At 61.7% G+C, this 15,775-nt stretch carries 12 protein-coding genes; all 12 read right to left on the reverse strand.

Annotation, left to right across the window (positions count from 1 at the left end; translation table 11 throughout):
• Positions 1-6: 6 nt before the first annotated feature.
• The 12 genes from AB4N73_RS07860 to treZ all read right to left on the reverse strand — a co-directional run bounded on the left by AB4N73_RS07860 (position 7) and on the right by treZ (position 15,772).
• Entirely contained in the window at positions 7-1,059 is a 1,053-nt protein-coding gene (locus AB4N73_RS07860) for an autotransporter outer membrane beta-barrel domain-containing protein (protein WP_460143210.1), read from the reverse strand.
• A 379-nt stretch (positions 1,060-1,438) separates the two neighbouring features.
• On the reverse strand, positions 1,439-2,221 hold the full coding sequence (locus tag AB4N73_RS07865) for an endonuclease/exonuclease/phosphatase family protein (protein ID WP_056786852.1): 783 nt from the start codon (positions 2,219-2,221) through the stop codon (positions 1,439-1,441).
• Between the two features lie 198 nt (positions 2,222-2,419).
• Positions 2,420-3,178, reverse strand: coding sequence for a PIG-L deacetylase family protein (locus AB4N73_RS07870; protein WP_056785811.1), 759 nt, complete (start codon positions 3,176-3,178; stop codon positions 2,420-2,422).
• Between the two features lie 178 nt (positions 3,179-3,356).
• Positions 3,357-4,016, reverse strand: a complete 660-nt coding sequence (locus tag AB4N73_RS07875) for a glycosyltransferase family 2 protein (RefSeq protein ID WP_041480987.1) — start codon at positions 4,014-4,016, stop codon at positions 3,357-3,359.
• Positions 4,013-4,612 carry an SAM-dependent methyltransferase gene (locus AB4N73_RS07880; RefSeq protein WP_460143211.1) on the reverse strand — a complete coding sequence of 200 codons (600 nt, stop codon included), beginning with the start codon at positions 4,610-4,612 and terminating at the stop codon, positions 4,013-4,015. Before AB4N73_RS07880 ends, AB4N73_RS07875 begins: the two co-directional genes overlap by 4 nt.
• Positions 4,609-5,367, reverse strand: coding sequence for a PIG-L deacetylase family protein (locus AB4N73_RS07885; protein WP_460143212.1), 759 nt, complete (start codon positions 5,365-5,367; stop codon positions 4,609-4,611). Before AB4N73_RS07885 ends, AB4N73_RS07880 begins: the two co-directional genes overlap by 4 nt.
• Complete coding sequence (locus AB4N73_RS07890) at positions 5,364-6,362, reverse strand: acyl-CoA dehydrogenase family protein (protein ID WP_041480984.1); 999 nt, start codon at positions 6,360-6,362, stop codon at positions 5,364-5,366. Before AB4N73_RS07890 ends, AB4N73_RS07885 begins: the two co-directional genes overlap by 4 nt.
• A 1-nt stretch (position 6,363) precedes the next feature.
• Positions 6,364-8,523, reverse strand: coding sequence for a glycogen debranching protein GlgX (gene glgX, locus AB4N73_RS07895; protein WP_460143213.1), 2,160 nt, complete (start codon positions 8,521-8,523; stop codon positions 6,364-6,366).
• Between the two features lie 240 nt (positions 8,524-8,763).
• Positions 8,764-9,102: a DUF2934 domain-containing protein gene (locus AB4N73_RS07900; protein ID WP_095179950.1), complete on the reverse strand. Its 339-nt coding sequence runs from the start codon at positions 9,100-9,102 to the stop codon at positions 8,764-8,766.
• A 21-nt stretch (positions 9,103-9,123) separates the two neighbouring features.
• Positions 9,124-11,898 carry a malto-oligosyltrehalose synthase gene (locus tag AB4N73_RS07905; protein WP_460143214.1) on the reverse strand — a complete coding sequence of 925 codons (2,775 nt, stop codon included), beginning with the start codon at positions 11,896-11,898 and terminating at the stop codon, positions 9,124-9,126.
• Positions 11,895-13,973 (reverse strand): 4-alpha-glucanotransferase, encoded by a 2,079-nt coding sequence (malQ, locus tag AB4N73_RS07910; RefSeq protein ID WP_041480980.1) that lies wholly within the window; start codon positions 13,971-13,973, stop codon positions 11,895-11,897. Before malQ ends, AB4N73_RS07905 begins: the two co-directional genes overlap by 4 nt.
• Positions 13,970-15,772 carry a malto-oligosyltrehalose trehalohydrolase gene (treZ, locus tag AB4N73_RS07915; protein WP_460143215.1) on the reverse strand — a complete coding sequence of 601 codons (1,803 nt, stop codon included), beginning with the start codon at positions 15,770-15,772 and terminating at the stop codon, positions 13,970-13,972. The genes malQ and treZ overlap by 4 nt, the downstream gene beginning before the upstream one ends.
• Between the last annotated feature and the right edge of the window lie 3 nt (positions 15,773-15,775).

Here is a 15,775-nt window from a genome sequence, read left to right on the forward strand (position 1 = left end):
AGCAGATCACCAACGCATCCGCACTCCAAGGCTGCCGATAATGCCGTTCAGGTCATTGTCATCCACATCGCTGCTGTAATCGGCGCTCATGTACAGGCTTACCGCCGGTGTGACCCGCGCCACCAGTCCCAAGCCCAATTCCACTGTTGAAGACTTGCGGCTGCTGCTGATCTTGTCGACCTGATCGAGGGTCACCGTGCTGCCGGTGTACACCGTGTGCCAAAGGTTGGTGCGCACGTAGGGTTCAACAGGCAACCCGTTCAAGTCATAACTGCCTTTCAATCGCGCACCGACACGGCCACTCCACGCGGTCAGGTCGGTCGACGAGGCGTTGCCCGAGCCTGCATAAGGCGCGTCGAGGCTGATGCGCTGGTTGATCAGTTGCGCCTGTGGTTCGACCACCCAGTTGTCACTCAAGCCGATCGGATAACCGCCTTCAACGGAAAAGGTCATCGCGTTGCCTTCGGTGGCTTGCCGATTGCCTTGCGGGGTCCGACTGAAACCGCTGACCCGACCGCCGCTGGCCGACAGGTCGACGTGCCAGCCCTGCGCGCCGACCAGGCTGTAATAGGCGCCAAGGCTCTGGCCTTGCAGGTTGAGGCTGTCAGTGTTGCGGTCGGCGAGGGCGCGTCGGGTCAGCGCACCATCGGCATTCAGCTGGACCTGATTGTCGCCACCTATGAGGCCAAGGGTCTGGGTAGTCCCGTTAGCGCTTTTCAACGTGACCACGGCCGGACCTTTGAACTCGCCACCGGCCATCGCATAACCGGAAGACAGTGCGTCGGTCTGTGCTTGCCGGGCGCTTTTGCCGTACAGCTCGTCCCAGGCAGACGGGGCAAGATCTTCGGTGATCAGGCGCGAACTCTGCTGACTCAATGGCAGCGGTCCGGGCGTTATCACGGTCACTGGCAAGGTCATCACAGGGACATCGGCGCGATACCACGCGGGTTCATCCGCCGAAAATTCCGCATGCGCCTCCATGGACGAGCACAGCAACAGCGAACCTGACACTGTGCAAAAAGTGATTTTCAATTCATGTGGGGTCAGTGAAGTTTTCATGGAGGTCTACCTTGCAAGCGCATGCGTCATCTCGAGTTTGGCGTCTCTCCTACCCCGAACGAGGGGCGACCGAATAGAGCGGGGCGAACCGCGGCTGCTCGATTTCGCGAGTGCCGGAAGGTCAGCCCCAGTAGTGATTCCGGGGGTAGTAAGGTAGAGATAAGAAGAGCGATGCTCGCGCGTCAAGAAAATGCACGATGAATGGCGCGCTTAAATCAGCAACCGCAAGCGTTTGTTTTTCTGCACATAACTAAGTGCTTGTTTGCATGGAAAAACGCTTGCGAAGGGTGCATCTGACGGTTTTTTGCCGCCGACGAAAGGTCCTTCCGAGCGGTTATGGCCGGAACGACCTGTCATTGGATGGCTGTCAAAAATGAAGCTAGAGGTGCACTTCAACCGCCAAGGGAAGATGATCCGACAAATGCGTCCACGGCTTGTTGCCGAGAATCCTTGGATCGTGGCTGCTGGCATTGCGCAGGTAAATCCGGTCCAGGCGCAACAGCGGAAAACGCGCCGGATAGGTTTTCGCCGGGCGCCCATGATGACGTTCAAAAGCTTCGTGCAAATAGTCGCGACGGGCGAGGGCGGCGTTGCCCTGCAACTGCCAGTCATTGAAATCACCGGCAATGATCACCGGCGCATCGTCGGGCAGTGATTCAAGCAACTGGCAAAGCAGCTGCAACTGCAATTGCCGATGGCTCTCCAGCAGACTCAAATGCACACAGATCGCGTGCACCTCGGCATGCCCGGGCACATCAAGAATGCAGTGCAACAGGCCGCGCCGTTCAGGCCCGGTGATCGACACGTCGAGGTTGCGGTATTCGCGGATCGGGTATTTCGACAGCAGCGCGTTGCCGTGGTGGCCGTCGGGGTAAACGGCGTTGCGGCCATAGGCAAAATCGCTCCACATACTGTCGGCGAGGAATTCGTATTGCGAGGTCTGCGGCCAGTCGTTGTAGCGACTCGAATGGCGTTCGTGTTCACCCACCACTTCCTGCAGAAACACCAGATCGGCCGAGGTACTGCGCATCGCTTCGCGCAGCTCCGGGAGAACGAACCGCCGATTCAGCGCGGTGAAGCCCTTGTGGGTGTTGACCGTGAGTACCCGCAGGCGATGAATGACTGGCGCGTCGACCACTTGACGCTTGGGATCGCTGGACACGTTCACTCCTCTGATTTGGGCCATGCCTGTTCATGCGACTGGTTTGAGGGGGTGGCAGTTCCTTCCGATGATTCACTGCTGGGCCAATGTGGGAGCGAGCCTGCTCGCGAAGACTTCATCACGTTCAATACATCTGACACATGACACACCGCTTTCGCGAGCAGGCTCGCTCCCACAGGTATTGTGAGCTTCCGCCGTTCAGAAGAAGACGATTTCATACGGCAAGCGCATCCGCTCCAGCAGCACCGGGGGCAGCAGCGGGGCGATGCCGATGGCCGGTTCGCCCTTGAGCTGGCTGGCGTAGGCGTGGGTGGCGTGGCTCTTGCGCGCGACTGTCCAGGTGTCGAGACGCAGCTTGCGCGCGCGTTCCCAGGGAATCATGCGCTGCTCGCGCTCCGGCCAGTGCCAGGCCCACACCGGCACATCGTGATAGGTCGCCCCGGCCTTTTGCGCCGCGTCGAAACTGGCGCGGCCGACCACTTCATGATCCGGCGGGCCATCCTTGCGCCAGGTACTGAACACTACGTCGCCCGGTCGCAGGTAGCGGCCGATGAACTCGGTGAGCTGGCTTTGCTGATCACTCAGTGCGTTGTCGGTAAAGCCGCCGCGCACCCACTTCAGGCTGTGCATGGGCAGGCCGAGGCGGCGCAGGGCTTCGACGCTTTCCTGCGGGCGGAATACACTCAGGCGTTGTTCCGACCATTGCCGCGAGCCGGGGTGGCTGGCGCTGCCGTCGGTAATCGAGAGCAATTGCAGGGGATGGCCAAGGCTGGAGAGCAATTGCAGCAAACCGCCGCAAGTGACCACTTCATCGCCCGGATGCGGGGCGATGACCACGGCGCGGGCGCCGGCGGGAACCAGGCTGTGGGTGTTGATGACGGGAATATTGTCGAGTTGCGGCGCGCTGTTCCAGATCTGTGCTGGCAGGCCGTGTTCGTTGATCAATGACGATTTCATGAGTGCGACGTCCTTGTGGTATCTCGCCCTCAGTCGTGAACAGCCAACGCTGATCGCGGCCCGTGAAGGCAAATGAATAGCAACGGTGCAGTGCTCCAACCCTTGGATTACTGCGAAGCAGAGTATTGCTCAAGACAGCCGATTCGTCGCGTCACAGATCAATCTGATCCGTATTTTTTTATTCCAGCTGTGCCAGATTGCGCAGAAAGTCACCGAATCCGCCCTTGGCCCGACTGTCGAGACGGGCGCTGGTGTGCACTTGCGGGCGATGACTCCAGGCGATATTCGCACCGCTGCGCTCCAGCGCACGCACCAGTTGCACGTCCTCGTCACAGGTCAGCGGTTTGAAACCGCCGGCCAGGCGATAAGCCTCGGCGCTGACACCGAGATTGGCGCCGTGAATGTGCCGATGGCCATCGCGGGCCTGATAATGGCGGTGATAGCGAATCTGCGCCGCTTCATCGATCGATTCGTGCCAGTGCTCGACGGTCACCGTGCCGCACACTGCGTCCGCCTCCAGTCCCAGTTGCGCCGCCAGCCAGTCATCGGCGACGCGGCTGTCGGCGTCGGTGCAGGCGATCCAGCGGGCACCGCGCTCGAGCAGCAGTCGCGCACCGGCGGCTCGGGCTTCGCCGACGTTGCGTGCGTCGATCTGCAGGCTCAGCACCGGATAAGCGCTGACGATCTGCGCCGAGGCGTCGCTGCAACTGTCGAGCACCACCAGGATTTCCACCGGCTCGCCGCCCAGTTGTGCATGCTGGCTGGCCCGCAGGGCGGCGCGCAGGCATTCATCGAGCAGCGCTTCTTCGTTGTGTGCAGGAATCACGATACCGATCAACGCAAGCCCTCCAGTGCCGCCACCGAGCGTGGCTCGCGGCTCCACAGTTCGAGAATGAAATCCGCTTCCTGATGCAGCACCAGACGCGGCAAAGCCAATTGATCGTGGATCTGATCGTGGACCTGACGTGCATTCAACGGGCAGCCCTCGATCGGCGGGCGCCAGTGGCAGGCCAGCAATTGTCCGTCGGCGGTCAGTGACTCACTGATCCGGCGGATCATTTCTGTCAGATCTTTTTCGTCGAGGTAGTAGCCGATTTCGCTGAATACGATCAGGTCGAATTTTTCCTCCGGCCAGTCAGCCGGAAGGCGGCCCTGACGGACTTCGGCATGCTCGAACACGCTCAAGCGCGTACGCGCCAGCTTCACTGCCGCGCTCGCCGTGTCGCAGCAAAACAGGCGGTCGCAGCGCGGAGCCAGTTCTGCACTCAGTTCGCCGTTGGCGCAACCCGGTTCGAACACCGACCTGTAGCGCGGACGCGGCAGGGCGGCGAGGGTGATCGCGCGTTTGCGCTGCTCGTACCAGCGCTGGCGGAACGCCCATGGATCGTCGTTGCCAGCGAACAGGCCGTCGAAATAGCGGTCATCGACGCTCACAGGAACACCACTTCAAAAGGTTGCAGCAAACGATCAAGCACATAGGGAGCGAGCACCGGCCCGAGCCCGACGTCGCGGTCGCCTTCCAGCTGGCTGGCGAACGCGTGGGCCGCGTGGCGTTTGCGCGCGATGTGCGTGGGTGACAGAAGAATCTTGCGCGCGCTTTCCCATGGTACAGAGGCGTCTTCCGGGGTTGCCCAGTGCCAGGTCCAGACCGGAAGTTCAAGGCAGGTCGCACCGACGCGTCGCGCCGCCTCGACACTGGCGCGGCCGACGGCCTCGTGATCGCTGTGACCGTCCTGGCGCCAGGTAGTGAAAACCACATCATTGGCGTGCAGATAACCGGCGATGAATTCGCTCAACCCGGTTTCCTGAGCCGCCACTTGGGTGTCGGTAAACCCGCCGCGCAGCCATTTCAGGCTGTGCATCGGCAAGCCGAGGCGGCGCAGAGCTTCGGCGGATTCCTGCGGTCGCACCACGCTCAAGCGTTCGACCGTCCAGCGTTGCGAGCCGGGGTGACTGGCGCTGCCATCGGTAACCGAGATCAATTGCAACGGCCGTCCGGCTGCCGCCAGCAACTGCATGATGCCGCCGCAACCGAGCACTTCGTCATCCGGATGCGGCGCGATGATCACCGCCCGCGAACCCAGCGGTACCAGGTCAAGAACGTCGATGGCGGGCAGTTCGGCCAGACGCCGCGAACCCTGCCATTGCTGCAGTGAAGTGCCCTGGCCGACGATCGGGTTGTCCTTCATAACGCCCAGACCTCGCAGGATTGACCGGCAATCCGCTGGCCCAGCGCAGCAAGGTCGCGCTCGGCGTGACTCTGGCGCAGAAACACCGGCAAGTCGGCACTCAGTCGCGCAAAATGCCGATCCTGACAAAACGGCCCGGCACCCAGCGCCCGCCCGACTTCACGCATGACCTGTTCGGCAGACTGTTCGACCACCGCGCGGGCGCGACGGGCCAGCAGTTCAGCGTCAGCCTCAGGCTGCGCATCGATTTGCAACGCGCTGAAGCGCAACACGTCGGCCGCTGCTTGCAGTGCTGTGTCAGTCGCACCGAGATGGGCGAGGGCGTGCGGTTCATCGCGTTGCGCGCAATGCTGACGCAGCCCTTCGGCAATCCGCCGTGAAGCGCCGTACCAGCAAGCCGCGATACCGATCCCGCCCTGCCAGAACCCCGGCCGTTGCAGGTAATCACCGGGGTTGCCAATGGCCTGCGCTTCGGCGTTTTCAAACAGCACTTCGACGCTGCCGGTGGCCGCCATGCCCACGGCTTGCCAGCCCTGATCGGTGATGGTCACACCGGGTTGATCGAGTGCGACTGCAACCAATTGCTGCTGATCATCAGCGTCCCACGCAGTGAGCAAGGCGTGGCTGAGCACCGCCGCGCCAGAGCACCAGGCCTTGCGCCCGTTCAGCGTGACCATATGCCCGGCCGGCGTGACTTTGACCCGCGCCTGCGGCGGTTCGGCAGCCCACATACCCCACGTGCTGCCTGGGGTTGGCGTGCCGCCCAATTGCTCGATGATCGCCAGCGCGTCGGTATGGCCTTCGTAGAGTTTGCACAGCCCCAGATCGTGTCCGCCCACCTCCGATAGACGCTGAAAGCGCTCCAGCGTGTGACCGCTGCCGGGCAACGGCAAGCGGTCGAGACCGGCCTCGACCATCGCCCGCAGGCAACGGCCGAGGGCATTGGTGTCGGCGTAATCTGGCGGACGGCGGGCCAGATAATGTTGAAAGTCCATATCAATCTTCTTCGTCGCGTTGCAGTTCGAACAACAGCAACGAACGCCCGGTCACCGAATACTCGTGGCCGAATTCGAAGCGTTCCTGGCCGCGAATCGATGGCTGATTGGTGTCGATCATGCAGGTCCAGAAGCCGCCGTCCGGCACTTCTGGCAGCGTGAAGTTGACGATGTCGTGGTGGGCGTTGACCACCAGCAGCAGCGTCGCGTCGGCGCCTTTGCGACGGATGCCGGTTTCCTGCGCGCGACCGTCGAGCAGCATGCCGAGGCAGCGATTGTGCGCATCGTGCCAGTGCTCGGTGGTCATTTCGGTGGCGTCCGGTGCCAGCCAGGTCACGTCCTTGACGCCGATATCTTCGTTGTACTCGCCGACCAGGAAGCGTCCACGACGCAGGATCGGATAAGTCAGGCGCAGCTTGATCAGGCGTTTGACGAACTTGAGCAGGGCCTTGCCGTCCTCGCTCAGGTCCCAGTTGACCCAGCCAATCTCACTGTCCTGGCAATAGGCATTGTTGTTACCGTCCTGGGTGCGGGCGAACTCGTCACCGGCGACGATCATCGGCGTACCTTGGGCCAGCAGCAGGGTGGCGAAGAAATTGCGCATCTGCCGGTGGCGCAGAGCGTTGATTTCCGGATCGTCGGTCGGGCCTTCGACGCCGTGGTTCCACGACAGGTTGTTGTTGCTGCCGTCCTGATTGTTTTCGTCGTTGGCTTCGTTGTGCTTGTCGTTGTACGAGACCAGATCGTTGAGGGTGAAACCGTCGTGCGCGGTGATGAAGTTCACCGACGAATACGGCCGGCGCCCACGCTGGTTGAACATCTCCCCGGAAGCGGTCATGCGGCTGGCGAAATCGGCGAGCTGGGCGTCGTCACCTTTCCAGAACGCACGCACGGTGTCGCGGAACTTGTCGTTCCACTCAACCCAGCCCGGCGGAAAGTTGCCGACCTGATAACCGCCGGGGCCGCAGTCCCAGGGTTCGGCGATCATTTTCACCTGACGCAGCACCGGGTCCTGACGGCAGGCGACGAGGAAGCTGTGGCGCTCGTCGAAACCATCGTGGTAACGGCCAAGAATGGTTGCCAGGTCGAAACGGAAACCGTCGACGTGCATCTCGCTGGCCCAGTAGCGCAGGGAGTCAGTGACCATTTGCAGCACGCACGGGTGACTCAGGTCCAGGGTGTTACCGGTGCCGGAGTCGTTGATGTAGTAGCGCTTGTCGTCGGGCATCAAGCGGTAGTAGGAGGCGTTGTCGATACCGCGCATCGACAGGGTCGGGCCTTGCTCGTTGCCTTCGGCGGTGTGGTTGTAGACCACGTCGAGAATGACTTCGAGATTGGCATCGTGCAGGTGCGCGACCATTTCCTTGAATTCGGCAATCTTGCCGCTGGCCAGATAACGCGGGTCCGGGGCGAAGAACGCGATGCTGTTATAGCCCCAATAGTTGGTCATGCCCTTTTGCAGCAGATGCTGATCGTTGACGAAGGCGTGAATCGGCAGCAGTTCGACAGAAGAAACACCGAGCTTGCGAATGTGCTCAAGCACGTCGTCGACCATCAAGCCGCCAAAGGTGCCGCGCAGGTTTTCCGGCACCGAAGGATGACGCATGCTGATGCCGCGCACGTGGGTTTCGTAAATGATGGTCTTGTCCCACGGCACGCTGACACGATGGTCGTTGCCCCAGGTGTGGGCCGGGTCGATAACCTTGCACTTGGGCACGAACGGCGCACTGTCACGCTCGTCGAAACTGAGGTCAGCGTCGGGGTGGCCGATGGTGTAGCCGAACAGCGCCTCCGACCATTTCAGCTCGCCGACCAATTGTTTGGCGTAAGGGTCGATCAGCAGTTTGTTGTGGTTGAAACGGTGACCATTGGCCGGGTCATAAGGACCATAAACGCGGTAGCCGTAGATCAAGCCAGGATGCGCATCCGGCAGGTAGCCGTGGTAGATCTCATCGGTGTATTCCGGCAGCTCGATGCGTTCGAGTTCGACTTCGCCGGCATCGTCGAAAATGCACAGCTCAACCCTGGTGGCGTTGGCGGAAAACAGAGCAAAGTTCACCCCCAGACCATCCCAGGTCGCACCCAGCGGGAAGGGCAGGCCTTCACGGATTCTCGACGGCTCGGCGTGCGCAGCGGGTTCGGCTTTCTTTGGACGGGTCATGATTGCTCCTGCAAAAAAACGGGACAGTTCAGGCAATGAGATTTCCTGGTGGGAGCGAGCCTGCTCGCGAAAGCGTCGGTACATTCGACGTTTTCACCAACTGACCTAGCGCTTTCGCGAGCAGGCTCGCTCCCACAGGGTGGTGTGTTTTGCCCCAAGAAGGGCTTTCTTCGGGGCGCAAGAACCCCCTTGTGGCGAGCACGCTCGCCACACAGTCATTCAGTTCAAAAATGGATCGGGTCAGTTCGCCGGAGGCTTCTTCGCGGCTCGCGGCTTTTTCTCGGCAGCCTTTTCGCCCGGCGGGACTACTTTGGCCGTGGCCGCAGGCTTGGCTTTCGCCGCTGGTTTGGCTTTGGCGGCTGCCGGTGTCTTGCCGTCGGTGCTTTTCGCTGTTGCCGCTGTAGTCTTGCCAGCCACTTTGCTGCCAGCCGCTTTTGGTGGCTTCTTGGGTGCCAGCGCTTCGGCCTCGGCCAGCTTGCGCGCCATTTCCCAATGACGTTCTTCGTGGCCTTCAGGTTTCCCTTCCGACTCCCAGATCTGATAGGCGAATTCGCGAATGCGTTTATCGTCGGTGCTCATCGCAATGCTCCTGAACTGAACTCATGCTTGTGTTAAGTGTTGGATAAAGAGATTGACCGGGACATCCCCCAGCGCTTCGCTGACATTCAGCTCCCTGTTTTGTGTGACTACGCTGCTTGCAAAAAGTCCCTTCAGGTTTGCATCCGAAGCGGCAGACGGTAAAACGACCCGCGTATCGCCCCAGCGCAGCGCATCGACCTGCGGGATGGCACTGTTTTCCAGCAACGTCGCGCAACGCACCGGCACTACGACAATGGCCCGCACGCCTTCGTGTTCACGCGCGAATGCCAAGACGTTGTGCGCCTGACTGCCCAGTACTTCCAATGGCTGGTAATCGCCACGGCGGAACAGCTCGCCGTGTTCCTTGCGCAGGTTCAACACCTCACTGATCAGCGCCTGTTTGATGCGCCCGTCACGCCAGTCCTTAAGCAGCTCGGTACCCGGCACGGATGCCTGCAACGCTTGCTCGCGGGCGGCGTAATCCACCGGGCGGCGGTTGTCCGGGTCTACCAGACTGAAATCCCAGTACTCGTTGCCCTGATAGAGATCCGGCACACCCGGCACGGTCATGCGCAGCAAGGTTTGCGCCAGCCCGTTGAGCGCGCCGGCAGCGGCGATGCTGTTGACGGTCTTGCTCAGCGCCGCGCGCAGCAATTCGCCTTCTTCGCCGGTCAGCAGTTTTTCCGTGAAGGCTTGCGCTGCGTTTTCATAGGCTTCATTCGGCGCGCTCCAGCTGCTTTGCAGCTTGGCTTCGCGCAGGGCTTTCTGTTGCCACTGCCAGATGCGCTTGGCGTAATCGGCGAAACCGGCCTTGTCGTCGTCCTGCAGGTCCAGCGGCCAACTGCCGAGCAATGCCTGATAGAGGATCAGTTCGTCGCCAGCGGAAGGCGCGTCATCTTCGATGCGCACGGGGCGGGCGAGGGCGCGCCACAGTTCGACCTGATCGGCGTACCAATGGCTGCGCTCGCTGAGTACGGCCAGCCGGGCGCGGGTGTCTTCACCGCGCTTGTGATCGTGGGTGGCAGTCGCCAGAAGGTTGTCGGGAAACTCCGTCATGCGCTGTTGATTGACTTCGTGGAACTCGCTGACCGGCGCGCTGAACTGCTCGGTGTTGTAACCGACATCATTGCGCGACAGCAGCACCGCCGAGCGATACAGCGCAGTATCTTCCACAGCCTTGGCCGCTGCCGGCGAGGTCAGTTGCTGGAAACGCACGCAGGCATGTTTGAGAATCTTGCGCGAGCGCCCCCGTGGCTTGCGGCGCCATGGCGTGCCGCCAAGCCAGCTGGCGACCGAGTCGAGCACGGGCCAGTCAGCTTCGCTGAGGGTTTGCCGCGCACCGTCCATGGCGTGCAGGAAAATCGCTTCGTCCTGCTCGGAACGGCCCATCGCGCTGATGTAGGTGCGATAAACCGGGAAGTGCACGATCAACGCGTGGAGCACGCGGCGGATCGCGCCCAGGGTCAGGTCGCGGGTCATCAAGTCATCACGTGCTACCTGATGCAGCGCTTGGGCAACACTTTCGAAGTCGCTGGCCAGCGAACCATTGAGGATTTGCTGACGGGCCAATTGCGCTTCTTCAATGAACGCTGCCGGGCGCTCGGTACGGCGCTGCCAGAGTTCGCCGAGGACATGTTCGCCGTCCGGGTCGTGTTGCAGCAGCGACAGCTGGTTCATGAACTCGTAACCGGTGGTGCCGTCGACGCTCCAGTCGCGGCGCAGGGTTTCGCCCTCGCCGAGGATCTTTTCGACGTAGATGGGCAGATGACGTCCCGGTGCCAAGTGATCCAGACGCCGACGCAATTTGCGGCAGTAGCCACGCGGGTCGGCAAGGCCGTCGATGTGGTCGATGCGCAGGCCGTCGACCAGACCTTCTTCAACCAATTGGAAGATCTTGCCGTGGGTTGCTTCGAACACTGCCGGGCGCTCCACGCGCAGACCGCCAAGCTCGTTGATGTCGAAGAAGCGCCGCCAGTTGATGTCGTCCGCCGCCGTGCGCCAACTGGCCAGGCGATAGCTTTGCCGTTCCAGCAGTTCGTGAAGCTTGTGAAAGCCTTCCTCGGTGGTGGAATCGTACTGTGCGAGGTTGCCTTCGATAGTCGCCAGAACACGCGGATCGCTCGCCAGCTCGCGCAACTCTTGCTTGAGCGGCATCGCCAGCGAATGTGCGTCGGTCTGATAGCTGAGTGTGCTGAAGCGATCTGCCAGAGACTTCAGCGTGTCGTCGGACTTGAGCAGCTCGCCATAGTTGTTCGGGCAGATCGGGAAGTGGTGGTCGTAATGCTCGACGTAAAAAGTGCCGGCCTGCGCGTTGAACTTGAGCTTGAGTGTGCCTTCCTGCAACGCCACGCCGTAGTCACTGCCAAGAAACGGCAGCAGCAATTGGCCTTCCATCAACGGGTCCGGCGAGTGCCACTGAATGTCGAAGAATTCGCCATACGGACTCAGGCGTCCCCATTCCAGCAGGTCGAGCCACCACGGGTTGTCGTTGCCACCCACGGCCATGTGGTTGGAAACGATGTCGAGGATCAGGCCCATGTTGTGTTCACGCAGGGTACTGACCAGTTGGCGCAATGCCGGCTCGCCGCCCAGCTCAGGGTTGACCTGAGTCGGGTCGACCACGTCGTAGCCATGCATGGAACCGGCGCGCGCCGCCAGCAATGGCGAGGCGTAGATATGGCTGATGCCGAGGCGGGCAAAGTACGGCACCAGTGGCACCGCTTGTTCGAGAGTAAAACCTTTATGAAATTGCAGGCGCAACGTGGCGCGCAGTGGCTGGATTTGCTGTTGATTCATTGGTCACGCTCAGAGGCTTGAAGGCGCGCGCAGGCCAGCAGTTCCAGGCGGCGGGCGGCATCGGGGCCGTCCAGCAACGCTTCGCTGGGACCGGGCAAACGTCGCGACCAGTTCGGATGTGAATCGGTGGTGCCAGGCAGGTTCGGCTGTTCATCGATACCCAAGGCATCTTCCAGCGGCAGCAGCACCAGCGGCGCGCGGGTGTGGCCGAGGAAACGCACACTGGCATCGACCACTTGATCGGCTTCGTGGGACTCTTCGCGGAAGTTCTGCGGATCCTGGCGCAGCGCATCACGCAGGCCTTCGCGTTCACGCTCGCGATGCCGGCGCCAGTCGATTTCGCCGTTGGCATCGACCAGACCGAGGCGCGCGTTCCAGTCGATATCGCGGCCATGCCACCAGCCATTGAGTGTCGGCAGGTCATGGGTGCTGGTGGTGGCGAGCGCGTCATCCGGCCAGTCGAGAATCGGTTTGAAGCGGGTATTGTCCTGTTCGAACAACAGCACGCGCATGCCGAGAATCGAGCGCGCGGCGAGTTTTTCCCGCAGGCCTTCCGGCACGGTGCCGAGGTCTTCGCCGAGCACGATGGCTTGATGCCGATGCGACTCGAGGGCCAGCAGACGCAGCATGTCGTCGAACGGATAATACAGATAGGCGCCATCGGCCGGGGCGGCGCCGTTGGGAATCACCCACAGGCGTTGCAGGCCCATGACATGGTCGATGCGCAGGCCTCCGGCGTGGGCGAAGTTGGCGCGCAGCATCTCGATGAAGGCACGGAAACCGTTGCGGATCAGCCCTTCCGGCGAGAACGCGGAAATGCCCCAACCCTGGCCGCTGCGGTTCAGGATGTCCGGCGGCGCGCCGACGGTCAGCGAGGCGAGCAATTCATCCTGAAAACTCCAGGCCTGACTGCCGGCACCGTCAGCACCGACGGCGAGGTCGGCGATCAGGCCAATGCCCATGCCGGCACTGCGCGCGGCAGATTGCACGCGCTCGAGGCAGCGATGGATCAGCCATTGGCAGAAGGCGAAATAACCGATGCGCTCGGCATATTCTTCGGCAAAAGCGCCCAGCGCCGCGCCGCGCGGGTCGTGCCAGTGCTCCGGCCATTCGCGCCAGTCGAGGCTTTCGCCACGGGCGGCGCGCATTTCCTGAATGGCTTCGAAGCGACAATGATTCTCCAGCGCTTCGCCACCGGCATGGCGGAAGCTGGCGAAGTCGGCGTGCAGCGGATGCTCGCCAGCGACGAAACCGTCATATAAGGCTTGCAGCAGTTTCTGCTTGGCTTGGGCGGCGGCAGGCCAGTCGATCAGCTTGAGATTTTCCAACTGGTCGAACTGCGCGGCCAGGCCACTGGCATCGATTGCGTCACGCAATGCGCGCTCGCCGAGAATGCTGCCCGGCGCTGCGTACAGTGAATTGAGAAACAAGCGGCTGGACGGCGAATAGGGGCTGTAGCGGCCATTGTCTGAGCTGAACATCGCGTGCATCGGGCTGATCGCCAGTGCATCGGCGCCACGTTCGCCCGCTACACGAACCAGTTCCTCCAGCGCTTGGGTGTCGCCGAAGCCACCGTCACCCGGACGGCGCAACGAATACAACTGGGCGCTCAGACCCCAGGCGCGCGGGATCGGGCTATCGACCGCATCGCCAACGCTGAAACAACGCTCAGGCGCCACAGCGAGAGTGAAATACTGATCGCCGATGTGCACTTGCTGGTAACCCACCGGAATCAAGCCGGGCAACATGGCTTCGTTGTCCAGCTTGAGGTTCATCTGCGAGCCGTCTTCAAGATGAATCTCGCAGGGCGTCTCCGGTGTGAAGTAGCGACTCAGGTCGAGGGCAACGCCAACGTCGCAGGTCAGCAGGGGCGGCAGATGGCGGTCTTGCTGGACTTCTTGCAGTTGCAACAGGCTGGCATCGATTTCTTGCGCGGTGCTGGCGGGGTGGCCGAGTCCGACCAGGACATTGCGCAACACAGCGGGAGCGACTTTTTGCTGACGCCCGTTGGCGTCGATCCAGTCGACGGCAAGGCCGGCTCGACTGGCGAGTATTTCCAGTTGCGCATCGCTCATAGGCGCTCTCCATCCAGGGGGTGCAAAAGGGGTGCGGCCGTGAGGCTGACGAGCGCGGTGTACGCCGGCAGTTGGTTCGGGTCCGACAGTTCGATCGCGGCTGGCTGTTGAAACAGCCACTCGGTATCGGTCTGTGCAGGGTTGACCACTGGCGTGTCACTGAGGTTCAGGTCAATTCGCAGCTCACTGCCGTTGCCCAGTCGCCAGCGCGCACTGACCGCTCCATAGCCGAGCATTTGCGCGCCCAGAGCCTGGGTCCCGGAGAGATGGGGAATGATGTACTGATGGCGCAACTTCAGCAGTTGCCGGTAGAGCTCTTGGGTCTGCTGTTGCAATGGCGTGCCGCTCCCGGACAGTCGCGGCTGCGAAGCGTGGAAGGTGCTTTCGGCATTTGGATCAGGGATCTGTTCGCGCTTGTGCGGATCGGTAAAGGCACTGAATGCGGCGAACTCGTTGCGCCGGCCTTCACGCACCAGTTCCGCCAGTTCACCGTGGTGGCTGGTGAAAAACAGGAACGGTTGCTCGGCGGCAAACTCGTCGCCCATGAACATCAGCGGAATCATCGGCGACAGCAGCAACAACACCGTCGCCGCCTGCACCGCACGCGGGTCGGCAAGCTGATGCAGACGTTCGCCAAACGCGCGGTTGCCGATCTGGTCATGGTTCTGCAGGAACAACACGAAAGCGGTGGAGGGCAGATGTTCGCTCGGCTCGCCGCGAGGTTCGCCATGGCGAGTGATGTGGCCCTGGAATACGAAGCCCTGACTCAGGCAGCGCACCAGTTGCTCGGTGGGCTGCGCGGCATAGTCGGCGTAATAGGCGTCGGTTTCGCCGGTCAGCAGCACATGCAACGCGTTATGACCGTCATCGTTCCATTGCGCGTCGTAATCGTTTTCCAGCAGGCTCGACTGGTTCAGCTCGTTCTCGACGGTCAGCCAGACATGCCGGGTCGGGTCGATCTGCTGGCGAATGCGCCGGGCCAGATCGCTGAGGAAATCCGGGTCTTCAATCGCGTGCACCGCGTCCAGGCGCAAACCGTCGAAACGGTATTCGAGCAGCCACATCAGTGCATTCTCAATGAAGAACTCGCGCACTTCCGGGCGGCGGAAATCGATCGCTGCGCCCCAGGGCGTGTGCTTGTCCTCGCGGAAAAAGCCTTTGGCGTAACGATGCAGATAGTTGCCGTCGGGGCCGAAGTGGTTGTAGACCACGTCGAGAATCACCGCCAGGCCATGGCCGTGGGCGGTGTCGATCAGGTGTTTGAGTTGTTCGGGGGTGCCGTAGGAGGCTTGAGGCGCGTAGGGCAGCACCCCGTCGTAGCCCCAGTTGCGATCACCGGGGAATTGCGCCAGCGGCATCAGTTCGATCGCGGTAATGCCCAGCGCCACCAAGCGCGCCAGATGCTGTTCAACTTCGGCAAATCCACCGAGCGCACCGACGTGCATCTCGTAAATCACCGCTTCGCTCCACGGCCGACCATTCCAGGTCGTGTGCCGCCATTGATAGGCATGGGGGTCGACCACCACGCTGTGGCGGTCAAGGTCACCATCCTGCGCTCTGGAGGCCGGGTCCGGCACCTCCAGTTCGCCATCGATGCAGTAACGGTAGCGACTGCCCGCCGGGCAATTGGCCTTGATTACAAACCAACCGTCACCCTGAGGCAGCATGGGCAACGATTTTCCATCTTCCAGTTCCACACTGACGTAGAACGCGTCAGGCGCCCACAACGCAAATTGCGTGTGCTCGGCATCCAGCATGATCGCGCCGTGGGGCCAGGTTTCTTGGGTCCTTGACGGCATTTT

Source organism: Pseudomonas sp. S3_B08, assembly GCF_054667725.1.

What these genes read in the sequence shown, in the direction of transcription:
- AB4N73_RS07905 (WP_460143214.1), bottom strand. Translation starts at nt 11,898, where the DNA reads ATGAATCAACAGCAAATCCAGCCACTGCGCGCCACGTTGCGCCTGCAA.
- treZ (WP_460143215.1), bottom strand. Translation starts at nt 15,772, where the DNA reads ATGCCGTCAAGGACCCAAGAAACCTGGCCCCACGGCGCGATCATGCTG.
- malQ (WP_041480980.1), bottom strand. Translation starts at nt 13,973, where the DNA reads ATGAGCGATGCGCAACTGGAAATACTCGCCAGTCGAGCCGGCCTTGCC.
- glgX (WP_460143213.1), bottom strand. Translation starts at nt 8,523, where the DNA reads ATGACCCGTCCAAAGAAAGCCGAACCCGCTGCGCACGCCGAGCCGTCG.
- AB4N73_RS07890 (WP_041480984.1), bottom strand. Translation starts at nt 6,362, where the DNA reads ATGGACTTTCAACATTATCTGGCCCGCCGTCCGCCAGATTACGCCGAC.
- AB4N73_RS07870 (WP_056785811.1), bottom strand. Translation starts at nt 3,178, where the DNA reads ATGAAATCGTCATTGATCAACGAACACGGCCTGCCAGCACAGATCTGG.
- AB4N73_RS07885 (WP_460143212.1), bottom strand. Translation starts at nt 5,367, where the DNA reads ATGAAGGACAACCCGATCGTCGGCCAGGGCACTTCACTGCAGCAATGG.
- AB4N73_RS07860 (WP_460143210.1), bottom strand. Translation starts at nt 1,059, where the DNA reads ATGAAAACTTCACTGACCCCACATGAATTGAAAATCACTTTTTGCACA.
- AB4N73_RS07900 (WP_095179950.1), bottom strand. Translation starts at nt 9,102, where the DNA reads ATGAGCACCGACGATAAACGCATTCGCGAATTCGCCTATCAGATCTGG.